Source organism: Dyadobacter sp. CY356 (assembly GCF_021440195.1).
In the GTDB taxonomy this organism is placed as follows: domain Bacteria; phylum Bacteroidota; class Bacteroidia; order Cytophagales; family Spirosomataceae; genus Dyadobacter.
Genome location: NZ_JAJTSZ010000009.1, coordinates 182,603 through 195,361, shown reverse-complemented (window position 1 = coordinate 195,361; position 12,759 = coordinate 182,603). Strand labels below are relative to the sequence as shown.

At 39.9% G+C, this 12,759-nt stretch carries 13 protein-coding genes; 3 read left to right on the top strand and 10 right to left on the bottom strand.

The window, feature by feature from the left end:
- Positions 1 to 26: 26 nt before the first annotated feature.
- From LXL81_RS24715 to LXL81_RS24680, 8 genes are all read right to left on the bottom strand, one after another.
- Complete coding sequence (locus tag LXL81_RS24715) at positions 27 to 536, bottom strand: HmuY family protein (protein ID WP_234649925.1); 510 nt, start codon at positions 534 to 536, stop codon at positions 27 to 29.
- 173 nt (positions 537 to 709) lie between these two features.
- On the bottom strand, positions 710 to 2,107 hold the full coding sequence (locus tag LXL81_RS24710; RefSeq protein ID WP_234649922.1) for an HmuY family protein: 1,398 nt from the start codon (positions 2,105 to 2,107) through the stop codon (positions 710 to 712).
- Positions 2,108 to 2,139: 32 nt separating this feature from the next.
- A complete protein-coding gene (locus LXL81_RS24705) occupies positions 2,140 to 4,407 on the bottom strand; it encodes a TonB-dependent receptor domain-containing protein (protein ID WP_234649921.1) in 2,268 nt (755 codons plus the stop codon).
- 322 nt (positions 4,408 to 4,729) lie between these two features.
- Complete coding sequence (locus LXL81_RS24700; protein WP_234649919.1) at positions 4,730 to 5,260, bottom strand: YceI family protein; 531 nt, start codon at positions 5,258 to 5,260, stop codon at positions 4,730 to 4,732.
- Between the two features lie 34 nt (positions 5,261 to 5,294).
- Complete coding sequence (locus LXL81_RS24695) at positions 5,295 to 5,633, bottom strand: n-acetylglutamate synthase (protein WP_234649916.1); 339 nt, start codon at positions 5,631 to 5,633, stop codon at positions 5,295 to 5,297.
- A gap of 28 nt (positions 5,634 to 5,661) precedes the next feature.
- Positions 5,662 to 6,228 carry a DUF1003 domain-containing protein gene (locus tag LXL81_RS24690; protein WP_234649914.1) on the bottom strand — a complete coding sequence of 189 codons (567 nt, stop codon included), beginning with the start codon at positions 6,226 to 6,228 and terminating at the stop codon, positions 5,662 to 5,664.
- Positions 6,229 to 6,280: 52 nt separating this feature from the next.
- Positions 6,281 to 6,664, bottom strand: a complete 384-nt coding sequence (locus tag LXL81_RS24685; protein ID WP_234649912.1) for a glyoxalase/bleomycin resistance/extradiol dioxygenase family protein — start codon at positions 6,662 to 6,664, stop codon at positions 6,281 to 6,283.
- Positions 6,665 to 6,732: 68 nt separating this feature from the next.
- Positions 6,733 to 7,542, bottom strand: a complete 810-nt coding sequence (locus LXL81_RS24680; protein ID WP_234649910.1) for a helix-turn-helix transcriptional regulator — start codon at positions 7,540 to 7,542, stop codon at positions 6,733 to 6,735.
- Positions 7,543 to 7,970: 428 nt separating this feature from the next.
- Between LXL81_RS24680 and LXL81_RS24675 the strand changes: the two genes are divergently transcribed.
- Positions 7,971 to 8,825: a cupin-like domain-containing protein gene (locus LXL81_RS24675; protein ID WP_234649908.1), complete on the top strand. Its 855-nt coding sequence runs from the start codon at positions 7,971 to 7,973 to the stop codon at positions 8,823 to 8,825.
- A gap of 77 nt (positions 8,826 to 8,902) precedes the next feature.
- Positions 8,903 to 10,921 (top strand): excinuclease ABC subunit UvrB, encoded by a 2,019-nt coding sequence (gene uvrB, locus LXL81_RS24670; RefSeq protein ID WP_234649906.1) that lies wholly within the window; start codon positions 8,903 to 8,905, stop codon positions 10,919 to 10,921.
- 75 nt (positions 10,922 to 10,996) lie between these two features.
- Here uvrB and LXL81_RS24665 read toward each other — a convergent pair whose 3' ends face one another.
- A complete protein-coding gene (locus LXL81_RS24665) occupies positions 10,997 to 11,536 on the bottom strand; it encodes a 5' nucleotidase, NT5C type (protein ID WP_234649904.1) in 540 nt (179 codons plus the stop codon).
- 91 nt (positions 11,537 to 11,627) lie between these two features.
- Between LXL81_RS24665 and LXL81_RS24660 the strand changes: the two genes are divergently transcribed.
- A complete protein-coding gene (locus LXL81_RS24660; RefSeq protein WP_234649902.1) occupies positions 11,628 to 12,401 on the top strand; it encodes a DeoR/GlpR family DNA-binding transcription regulator in 774 nt (257 codons plus the stop codon).
- Here the strand turns inward: LXL81_RS24660 and LXL81_RS24655 are convergent.
- The gene (locus tag LXL81_RS24655) at positions 12,398 to 12,553 is read right to left on the bottom strand and encodes a hypothetical protein (protein ID WP_234649900.1); all 156 of its coding nucleotides are present in this window, start codon (positions 12,551 to 12,553) and stop codon (positions 12,398 to 12,400) included. The two genes, LXL81_RS24660 and LXL81_RS24655, sit on opposite strands and share 4 nt — an antisense overlap.
- Positions 12,554 to 12,759: the final 206 nt, after the last annotated feature.

The window sequence follows — 12,759 nt, the reverse complement described above, 5'->3', positions numbered from 1 at the left end:
CCGACTGCCGAAAGCCGATAACATTTTTAAAATTTTCCGTTTTCGTCAGCTAAAACATATCTGAAAGTATAGTATTTTGATTCTTCTGTCGGTACATTTTCTGGTGCGCCTTTATAATAACTGATAAATTCAATTTTGGCAAATTTGCCTTCTGCTGTTTTTATAATAATCGTTCTGCCCAGGATTGGAAGGATTGCATGGACGGTCATGTCATATTTGTACCAGGAATTTCCACTGCCGCTCGCAATGGCATTTCCGCTTCCGCCATCTACTTTATAACCTTCTTTTGGAGCTTCGCCGATGGCTTCAAATGGTTTTTCAATTACAATAGCGCCACCTTGCCCGGCTCCGCTGGTTCCGCCGTTGGTCAGGATTGTTGTTCCGCTGAATGCAAGATCCCATTTGGTGGTTTTTGCATCTGCCTCTGCTACTTCGCTTTTGGTGATGAGGCTGAAATAATGATAGGTATTGGGTTGTGTTATAGCACTGAAATCTTTGATCACATGAATTTCAGCGTTGGAAAATTCGATAGGCATAACGGATTCTGTTTTAGTAAAATAACTAAAAGGTGACTGGTTTGGCACCGAAGTTACTAATGTTGTAATAAATAAAAGAGATGTTAGCATGACTAAATATCAGTTTAAACCAAAAAATCGGAGAAAACGTTTTTTCATTCGTCTTCTCCGGTTTTTAAAATAATTGGGAATGATTAAGCTCCTTTTTTAACAAGTTTGTATTCCAGTTTAGGTTTTCCTCTTTCTCCGCCGTCTGTTGATGTGAAGCTGATGAACCTAAGTTTGTAAACATTTCCGGCAGCATCTTTGATGACGTAAAAGCGATCGGTTTTTACACCCACAGTACCACCTGATGTCACTCTCCATTTTGAACCGATCACATCACGATCAGCACTAAATGTTGTGTTTGCGATATTGCTTTCTGCATAGGCGTCATACGTCGAAGTGGTTGTTAAAACCTCCGCTGCGGTTACACCAGCCAGTTGATTAATGAAAACAAGATCCGAGAATCCGTAAGGAATATTGGTTGTGCCTGATGCGGTATAGTACATGCTGTAACCCCATTCAAAATCCCAACGCGCTTTTGCAGGCTGAACGGCAACGGTCGCGCCTTTGATAAGTGAAACAAACTGGAAGTTGTAAGTTGGGTCTTTTATAACATCAAGTGTTTTGAAAGTAGTATCGTTCAGTAATGCGTATTGTAAAGTATAACCTGTTGTGCCTTTGCGGATAATGCGGATTTTATAGATCTGTTCAGCTGGCAAAACCGTAGCCGATCCACCTTTACGATTCAGGATATAGACTTTATTGTCAGCATCTGTTGCAGAAATTTCTTTGATAAGTGTCTCTGAAAGTTTACCAGAATAACCGTCAGATAACGCCAGCGTTCCCTGTCCTTGTCCGATTGCCAGTTTCGTCAGGTCAATATCAGCCGCAGTGACCGCATTAAGATCAGATTTATCGATCCCGATTGCAGAAGCACCGTTACTGGTATTGATGGTAACTCTGAAATCAGTTCCTGCATAGAAACCAAGATCCCAGCTATCGCGTAATACAGGCGTTTGCGTATTCGCGCTCAGGTCAAGAAAGACAGAATTTGCAGCACTTGAACCAGCTTCCGTTCCGGCAATCCCGTTCAACTGTATACTTGTTCCGTCAGAAACAATGGCTTTAAAACTAAGTTTCAATTCCGTGTTTGTGCCAATCAAAACCGGTGAGCCCACAGAAGTGATTTTGAACTGTATACTTTCGTCACCATTCAAAAGAACACCGGCTGTTTTAAGCACTTTGAATGTTACACTGGTTGCTCCGGCAGGAACTGTTAGTGCCAGGGTATTATTAGTGGCCGCAGGAGTTGTAGTAAATTGTGTACCGTAAGTCAACAAAGTGGGTGTCAGCGATACTGAAATGTTCGTAGGAGTTTCCGCTGCTCTGCTTAATACGATTTTTACGTCAACAGATTCACCATCAAAACCTTGTGTTGTTGATTCAAAGGCGGCGGTATTGTCTGGCAACGCCGGATCATCATCCGAACAGGCATTGAAAATAGCCAGAAAGGCAACAAGAAGTAGCGGTTTAAATAATTTGTTCATAATTGTTTTGATTAATTTAAAAAGGGTAATAATTATTTTTTAGACCAGTGGATATTCATACCGAGGAAATAGGAGCGACCGTTAAATCCTGGCCCGGTGGCATCATGTCCGGTACCAATTGTTGTGTTTTTGACTGATGTCAGGTCGAAAAGATTTTTTGCTCCGCCAATCAGATTAATGTACTTTCCTAATGTTTTGGTTATGGTAAGATCAGCCATATTATATCCGCTGATTTGTCTTAAACTGGCTGTGACGGGTGTGCCGCTGATCAAGGCATAAGCAGGTTTTTTACCCGTGTATTTATAGAAGAAATTTATGCTCGCCCCGATTTTGGAAAAGTTGTAAAGAAGATTTGCATTGATTTCCGGCGACCATACAAACTGTGGCAGATCCTCGGTTACAGTTTCTGACTCATCCAGAATTTCATTATAGGTTCCTATGTATGTCGCCCCCAAAGTGGCCTGCATGTTTTTCCAATAAAACTTATTGTCAAGGCTAACACCAGTTGTTTTGAACAAACTGATATTCAGATAAGTCGTCTGGGTGGGGTTGTTTGGGTCAAAACCGGTATCAATTCTGTTATGGAAAATGTTGTAAAATCCACCCAGCGTTGAAGTTACTCGTAAGGACGACTGCTGTTTTATCTGCCAAACCAGAAACGTATTGAAGCTGTTGGAATATTCAGCTTTCAGATTTACGTTACCATTGATGGAGTGGGACGCATCATGAAAATCAAAATATAATTCACGCAGAGCGGGAGAACGAAAGCCTCTTGCATATCCCATACGCAAATCAAGTGCATTGCTCAGTGTGATTTTGGCATTCAAGGATGGAATTACCGGAGGTGCGTCATAAACCGAATTTTTGATAAAACGCACGCCCGGACTCAATTTGATAGCAGGCGTTACCTTTAATTCTGACGATACAAAAAATGCATATTCATTGATCGTTGGCGAGCCCTTGATTCTTGCGCCGCTGGCGTTGTTGTTATTGATTTCAATTCCCGGAAGCAGTGAGACATTTGGTGAAACTTTATATAGGGCTGTTCCGCGGAAAAATAAAGTTGTAAAAACTGACTTATCCTGAGCGGCGGGATCCAGGGAAAGCGTACGTTTTCCGGTATTGAAATCTATGTTTGTGCTAAGTGTTTTCCGGCTGTAATCCGTGTACGAAAGTGCGCCGGTAAAGCCCAGTTTGTCCGATGCCTGATATTCGCTCTGTGCCTGGTGGAACCATCTTTTGGTAATATAATCTTTATCCCCGGCTATGTTGGCAACGTTAATATTTCCAAGATATTTGATGGTCTCGTCTGTCCCGTTGAAGCGATACCATACATTCCATTTTTCTTTTGAATAGCCAATTCCTGTGTTGAAAAGCATTTGTTCTTTTGGCATCCAGGCTTTCAGCCGGCCGCTGGAATCGCCCTGCCAGCCGCCAAAGTTATTTCGCGTGAAACCGCCATTTAATTGAAACCCTTTTTTCTGCCAGGTGATACCCAGGTTCTCATTGTGGGTGCCTTTTTTGTCAAACGCATTGTATTCATCACCGGCGGTTTCTTCCTGAATTCTCGCAGAAATAGAAAGGTTGTCGCTTCCGTCGCCTTTTTTTGTAATGATATTGATAACACCAGCCAGGGCATCAGTACCATATATCACAGACATCGGTCCTTCGACAATCTCTATACGTTCAATGGTATTGATATCAATTTGCCCAAGACTTTCGCGCGTAGCCCCACGGTCTACCAGTGGAATTCCGTCAAGTAATATTTTTACACTTTGGCCGCTCATACCCATCAGCTGGATATCTGTTGTTCCGAGCGTAGGATCATTGGAAAAACGAATTCCTAATTCAGTATTGAGAATGGTTTGAATATTGGTAGCACCTCTCGCACGGATACGCTCACTATCAATTGTCCGGACCTGATAAACTGAATTGCGTAATGATTGTTTTCCGAACTGACCTGTAACCACCGCATCCTGAAGAGCAATGCCGTTTTCCTGAAGCTGAATGTTTTCCAGTATCAGAATTTTTCCGGAGGTTACTTCAACAGGTATTTCTTTCTTTTCATTTCCTAAAATGCTAATAATCAGTGTATATTTTCCCTGCGGAGCTTTTAAATAAAATTTGCCTTCATTGTTTGTGGTATTACCATACTTTGTGTCTTTCAGACTTACGTTGACAGCTTCAAAGGGTTTGCTATTCTGAGTCAAAATTTGCCCTCTAACTTCTCCGCTTTGTGCTATTACTGTCTGAGCACTGAATAAGGAAAGAATCCAGATAAGTGAATATAGATGTTTCATCCAGGGTATATCAATTTAGACTAAATATATTTTACAAATAAAATGCTTAATTAGACTAATTACAAAGTAATTACTAAAAAATAATTTTATAAGTTTAATGGCTGGATTTCTGAATGAAATTTTAAGACGGAGCTGGTCTCTGTTGTTTGATAAGATATTGAAATATTTTCCCCACGCAACGGGGTTGAAATACGGGGTTGCTACTATTGCCAGAGTCAATCGAAGTGCCGTAGGCACGGCCGAAATAATTACGTCGAAGGACAAAAAAGCATTTTGAAAAGATTTCAAAATGCTGTTATAAAAATTCCGTTACAGATAAAATTTATTTAATCACTGCCTTCATCGTTACAGTTACCACATCTTTCAATTTCCAGTTGCTCTCGCCAACTTTATAATCCAGCCTGTTGATCTCAAATGTGCTGTTAAGCGAATAACTGCCGTCAGCATTTTTCTTTGCTTCGAACGGCAAGGTTACCGGTTTGGAAACATCTTTAATTGTCAGCGAACCGATTGCCTGATATTTATCGCCCTTCTTCTCAATTTTGGAAGATTTGAAACGGATTTCCGGATATTTAGTCACGTCAAAATAGTTGTCGCTTTTCATATCCTTATCACGGCCATTACTATTTGTTTTGAAGGAATTTGTAGCAACAGTGAGATTAAAGGCGGAGGCATTCAAATTAGTCGGGTCAAAATTGGCAGTTCCTTTTGGAGCATCGAAGGTGCCGTTACAAGTGCCAAGGATAAACTTTACACTAAAATCTGTCGAGCCTGAAGTTACTTTTGAAGTCTGTGCAGGTGCTTGTAAATAAGCAAGTAATGTAAATACAAAAACAAAAATCGTCGATTTCATAATTTAGAATAAGTTATTAAGGGACCGAACATTCTCAAAGTTCTTCCAGAAGTGAATCGCCTTCCGACAGATCTCCCGAAGTCCATTGCCATTTTTCATGTAAACGAATTTTTCCGTTTGGTAATATTTCTGGCGTCGACTTGCATATGCCCGTCGTGATTTCACCTTTGTCATTAATCTGGTGATACCGCATATCCAGGCATCCGTTTTCATCAACAAGCGCAATTAAATGTCCCAAACGGATATTAGCGCCTACGTAATCGCAGGTCAGAAGGTTGCCTGATTGTTTATAATGAAACTGCATTTTTAAATCAACTTCACCATTTTCTGAATTCGAAAGAGGAATAAATGTTTTGCCGTCGTAATTAATCATTTTATAAAAAAGTTGCTGTTACCGGGTTTTAAATATCATTTTTACTGCACAAACTATCTACGCGCTCGGTCAGCTTTTTCAATAAGTCGAGCTGTTTTGCCTGTACGTCAAATAACGTTTTGATCTGTTCTTCCAAAAGTAAATCCATTTTCTGATGCAGACTGCGCACTTCCAGTTCAGCTTTCATATTGATCAGATAATCATTTTCCGCCCGGATCCTGTCTTTTTCTTCCTGCCGGTTCTGGCTCATCATGATGATAGGTGCCTGCATCGCTGCAACGCAGGAAAGTACCAGATTCATCAGAATAAAAGGATATGGATCGAATTGCTCTGCTTTTGGGAGCGTTGAATTGTAAATAATCCAAAGGATAAGAATCACGCTGAAAATAATAATGAAAGTCCAGCTGCCGCCAAATCTTGCCACTTTATCAGAAACGCGTTGTCCCTGGGTAAGGATTTCCTGAGGTGGATGTGCCAGATTGTCAACGATCAGTTCTTCTTCCTGAAAAGCTTTTGTAACAATATCATGTAATTTTTTAATCTGCTCGTTTTGGTTGGCGAGAATATCGTCAACTTTATCAAAAATTTCGGCCATCTTTAATTCGGGTAATTTGTTTTAAAAGTACGAATTAAAGATGGCTTGCAAATTATTTCACAGAAGTAATCCACCAAACGTTCCCGCTCGGGTCTGTCACGCCGCAGCTCCTTCCATAATCCTGATCTGCCGGTTCCATAATCGTTATCGCGCCTTCTAAAAGTGCTTTTTGATAAGTTTCATCGGCATTATCAACATAAACAAAAAGATTGGCAGTTTCTGTTTTCCATTTATCAGTACTGTCACAAAACATAATCGTACTGCCACCGATCTGAATTTCAGAATGCATGACAACGTCCGTATCATCGCGCATTTTCTTAAACATTACTTCCGCATCAAAAACCTTTGTCGTAAAATCAATAAATTTCTCAGATGATTCCAGCATTAAATAAGGCATTATCGTCTGGTGACCGTTTGGAATTTTCATAGTGCTCATTGTTTTTTTATTTTATGTTTAAGCAAATGTAACAGACCGGCAATGACCAAAATTGGAGAAACACGACATTAAACATCCCGGTATTCTGCCCCTTCTCCTTTTCCTGAAAAGAAAAATCTTGGGTGTTGTCCGGAGAATTCTTTAAAGTCGTGAATAAAATGAGATTGGTCATAATACCCGCATTCATACGCGATTTCTGTAAGTGATTTTTCAGAATTCCCATACATATTTACAGAGGATTGAAAGCGGACAATCCGGGTATACAACTTGGGACTGAAACCTGAAAATGCTTTGAATTTTCTTTCAAATTGACGGGTTGATAAGAAACTTTGTTCTGCAAGTTGCCAGACATTAGCAACTCCCTTCGTTTGAATTATATCACAAATTGTTGAAAAGACAGCCGGCTCATGTCTGTAATTATCGGCAATCTTTTTTTCCAGAAAAGCGGTAATGATTTCAACTCTTTTCTCATTTGTTTTCGCCAGCATTATTTTTTCTTCCAAAACTTTGCCTTCATTTCCCATCAATGTTGGAAGATCCGGCATTTCATTGCTCAGTTCATCCGACGGTATTGAAAAGAGAATCGGTATGGCAAAAGGATAGAGATAAACACCAAAAATTCCAAAATTTTGACGGACGATAAATCGGCGGAAATTTTGAGATTGTCCGTGAACACCTGAATGGAAAGAAGTTTCGATAGTATCGTTTGACAGGATTTCGTCAAAAGGCGTTTGATAATGAAAAATCATCTCTGCGCAGCCGTCAGCCATGACCCGATGGATATAAGGTTTTTCAGAACCGACTTCATTTTCTAAAACCCAAAAAAATCTAACAAATCTTGCAATTTTTGGCGGCGGGGGAATGGTCAGGTATACCATGGATCAGGCTGTCAATCATTAAAAAAAAGCCATTCAATAATTAAAAGTGAAGTTACGTTTAATGTATAATTTTGAGATTGATTCCGGTCATATTTTTTCGTTGTGCGATCATCTAATTTAGCGGCACTATTTAGAAATAATTAGTTGTAAAGTACACATTATGAAATCAGTCAACTAAATTTTAACTCAAAACACAATAGGTATATTTCCGATTTCCTTTAATACATTTGAAGAAAAATTGGCAATATTGATTCAAATAGACAAGGGTTGTATCTAAAATTATCGTCGTTTTGATGAATAATATGAAATTCAAATCTTTTAGAACTAATACCCAAATTGGAATTGTTATAGGTAGCAGTTACAAAACGGCTGCGAGCTCATAACAATCTCTTTACTCAGTCGATTACTAATTATATTCAGTTTCTGTCATGAAATTAGTGCCCATAGAAAAGCGTACCGGACTTACCCGGGAAGAATTTATTGAAAATTATCTTAAACCAAGTCGTCCTGTTGTTTTTACAGATTTGGCAAAAGACTGGCCGGCCATGCAAAAATGGACATTCGAATGGCTTCGTGAAAACCACGGCCAAATTGAAATTCCATTGGTGGATAACCACATGCACGACGCTGACAAATATTTCCAGATCGCAAAAACAATGAAGTTTGGTGAGTATTTGTCCCTGATCGAAAAAGGCCCGACAGACCTTCGGCTTTTCCTTTTTGATATTTTCAAAAAAGCACCTTCTCTGACAGAAGATATCCGTTTTCCAACCATTATGGACGGGTTTTTGAAATACTATAAATTTGTATTTTTTGGTGGTGAAGGGTCTATTACAAACCTTCACTACGATATGGATTGTTCAAATGTATTTTTGACCCAATTCCATACCCGCAAGCAGGTTATTTTATTTTCTCCGGAAGAAAGCACAAGACTATATCAGCATCCGTTTACGGTGATGAGCAAAGTGGATCCGATCAATCCGGATTACGAACGCTTCCCGGCAATGAAAGGTGCGACAGGTTTTGAAACGACTTTATACCACGGTGAAACAATATTTATTCCTTCGCTCTGGTGGCATTATATCCGATATATCGACGGAGGTTTCAGCCTTGCGTTGAGAGCAAATAATTCAGTTTTCACTGCGGTTCGTGGTGGTATGAATCTTGTTCGTCACACCTTCGTTGACAAAGGTATGGCTTCTCTTTTGGGTCTCGAATGGCAGCATTGGAAAGAGAAAAAAGCAGTTGAAAAAGCACAACAGCTGATCGCTCAGGAAGCATAGAGGAATTCTGACGCATTCCGAAGAAACTATTTTATCTTTGGAATGCGTTATGACTTGTATTCCTTTTATGTTTTGATATGAATTTTGAACTCACTTCCGAATACCAGCCTACGGGAGATCAGCCCGAGGCAATCAGACAACTTTTAGAGGGAATTGCAGCCGGCGAGCCTGCCCAGACTTTGCTTGGGGTGACGGGTTCCGGAAAGACTTTTACAGTCGCTAACGTCGTAGCCGAAATCAATCGCCCTACGTTGGTATTAAGCCATAACAAAACCCTGGCTGCCCAGCTTTACGGCGAGTTTAAGCAGTTTTTTCCTAATAACGCGGTTGAATATTTTATTAGTTACTACGACTATTATCAGCCGGAAGCCTTTATTTCAAGCACCAATACTTACATTGAGAAGGACCTGATGATCAATCAGGAAATTGATAAATTACGATTACATACGGTTTCTTCGCTCATGAGCGGACGTCGTGATGTTTTGGTAGTTGCTTCTGTATCATGTATTTATGGTGCAGGAAACCCGAATGAATATAAAAAGAGTATTGTTAAGGCAAAACTTGGAGATATTGTCAGCCGCAATCAGTTCTTATACCGACTGGTAGAAATTCTTTATAGTCGTACCGAAGTAGAATTTGGGCGTGGGACTTTCCGGGTAAAAGGTGATACCGTTGATATTTATCCTGGATACGCGGATTTCGCGTATCGTTTTATCTTTTTTGGAGATGAAATCGAAGAAATCCAGCGCATTGAACCTGAGAGCGGAAAGAAGATTTCAAGTGAAAAAGCAGTTTCTATTTTTCCTGCTAATCTATTCGTTACTGGCCGTGATGTGCTTTCTCAATCAATCAAGGAAATTCAGGATGACCTGGTCAAACAGATCAATTATTTTACTAATAACGGAAGAGTAGCAGAGGCTGAGCGCGTAAAAGAGCGTACAGAATTTGATATGGAAATGATGCGGGAGCTTGGTTACTGCTCGGGTATCGAGAACTATTCAAGATATTTTGACAGACGAATTCCTGGTCAGCGGCCTTTCTGTTTGCTGGATTATTTTCCCGAGGACTTTCTGATGGTTGTCGATGAAAGTCACGCGACCATGCCGCAGCTAAAAGCCATGTGGGGCGGCGACCGGTCCAGAAAAGAAGCTTTGGTGGAATATGGTTTCCGTTTGCCTTCGGCAATGGATAACCGTCCATTGACTTTTCAGGAATTTGAAGACCTTACACCTCAGACAATTTTTGTAAGTGCAACGCCGGCAGAATATGAATTGCGTCGTTCAGATGGTGTTGTGGTTGAACAGATTATTCGTCCAACGGGATTACTTGATCCGGAAATTGAAGTTCGCCCAAGTCTGAATCAGATTGATGATTTGCTGGAAGAAATCAATATTCGTATCAAACAGGGCGACCGCGTTTTGATCACGACGCTGACCAAAAGAATGGCAGAGGAACTGAGCAAATATCTGGATCGTGTTGGTATCAAATGCCGCTACATTCACTCCGAAGTAAAGGCACTGGATCGGGTTGAAATTCTTCGTGAATTGCGCCTGGGAGTTTTTGATGTATTGGTCGGAGTTAACCTTTTGCGTGAAGGTCTGGATTTACCGGAAGTTTCTCTGGTGGCGATTATGGATGCTGATAAGGAAGGATTTTTGAGAGATATTCGCTCATTAATTCAAACGATCGGTCGCGCGGCGAGGAATGAGAACGGAAAAGTTTTGATGTATGCAGACGTGATGACGGGATCAATGGAAGAAGCAATTGGCGAAACGAACAGGCGTAGAGCGATTCAGCTGGCTTACAATGAAGAGCATGGAATTACACCAAAAACAATCCTGAAATCGAAAGAAGCGATCATGTCGCAAACTTCGGTGGCTGATTCAAAACCAAGAAAAATTTATGTTGAGCCAAGTGAAATCAGGATTGCGGCAGATCCTGTTGTTCAGTATATGGGTAAAAATGATCTGCAAAAACTGATCGTGGAAACCCAGAAAAAAATGGAAAATGCTGCAAAAGATATGGACTTTTTGGAAGCTGCGAGGCTGCGTGATGAGTTGTTGCAGTTGAAGGAACGGGCTAAGGAGAAGGTTTAGCTCAAAATAATTATTACAAGTATTTTGGAACTCAGATTGGTGCGGAGCACCGGAATACTTGTAGTAATTTGAATCTTAAACCACCTGAATATTCTCTTTCAACAATTCCACAGCCTCAATCCAGTTATTAACCCTCGTATGTTTGGTAACATTGATATTATGTCCGGCCGTAAACAGGATCGGCATTCCCTTATGGAAATCAAGATTTTTTAAATGATCATCAATAAGGAAATCGGTACCGATCACACTTTTATCTCCGCAAAAAATAATATTTTTCCAGGAAATAAACGGAAAGTGTTCAGCCAGCCAGTCGTGTTTTTCAAGCAGAGAATTTGGGAATTCCATAGCCGCCGAAACGATATAGACATCAAAGTCTTTTTGCAATTCTTTTAATGCTTCAATAGCTCCTTCAATAACGGGCGCGTTTCGGAAAAAACCTGGTTTGTAGATGAGGCTTCTTGCTTTCTCAGGATCGGGGAAGGCGAAATCTTCCGGTTTTCCCAAGAGATCCTTTTTATCAACCCGAACGCCAAACTGCTGTTCATATAAATTAATCCAGTTGGTTTCAATATCTGCAATGACATTATCCATGTCGATGGCTACCGTTTTTTTCATAAAAGGATAAAATCTGGTTTGCTATGTTGTGCGACAAAATTAAATATTAATTGCAATATTTTGCAATATTGATTTCAAAAAATCAATATATTTGCAAAAAGTTGAATTTACTTATATGTTAAAAGAGGAGCGCTTTCGGGTTATACTAAGTCAGCTTGGACAGGATCAGAAAGTTCACTTAGCCGAACTAAGTTATGTTTTAAAAGTTTCAGAGGATACCGTGCGACGGGATATCAAAGAATTAGCGGACCAGGGGTTGCTGAAATCGGTAAGGGGAGGAGCTGTGCCTCATTCTCCTGGTCCACATAATTTTAAAGATCGCGTTGAGTATGGAAGTGAACAAAAGCAAATTATTGCTGGTAAAGCATTAAGCTTTTTGAAAGACGGGCAAGTTGCCATTTTTGATGGCGGAACATCCGCCATGTTAATTGCTCAGGCTTTACCAAAAGATATACATTTGACTGTCGTAACAAACAGTTTTCCAATCGCCAGTATTTTGGAAGAACATGAAAAAGTAGAAGTGTTATTTGCCGGCGGCAGGCTTTTGAAAAATTCATTTGTAACGATTGGAAATGAAACGATACAATATTTTAGAAAATTCAGAGCAGATATATGCTTTTCAGGAATATGCAGTATTCATACGGATTTTGGTGTCACGGGGCCGGATTATGAAGAAAGCGAGGTGAAAAGAGCCATGGTTGAATCTTCCAGAGAAATTATAGCGCTCTCTACGATGGAAAAACTCGGAACCGCTGAGGCATATTATGTTTGTCCGACCAATCAGTTAACTACAATAATAACCGATCAGCCGGACAATCTGGATGCATTTGAAATTTACAAATCGATGGGCATCAAAATGGTTTAGTCTTCATCTTCCGAAGTTTGTTCAATCTTATTAAGCGTATCATCCATCGTTTTTGTTTCCTGATTTAAAACATTGGCAAATCCCAGCATATAGGCAATTGTGATATACCTGAGCCATTTTATGGCTCCGAGAATTATTTTATTGATTTTCATGATTTCTGATTGGAAGTAATAAAATAGCCGAAACCAGATTCCAGAATAGGCAGGAACTGACATTAACTTCGCAATTAATTGCTAAGCATTCCGACAAAAATTATAAGTTTAAAACAATTAGAATCTGTTTTTAGCAAACGAAATCAGGAAAATCAACAAAGGAATCAGAAGTCAGATTGCGGCTTCTGAAATGAAGAATAATATTG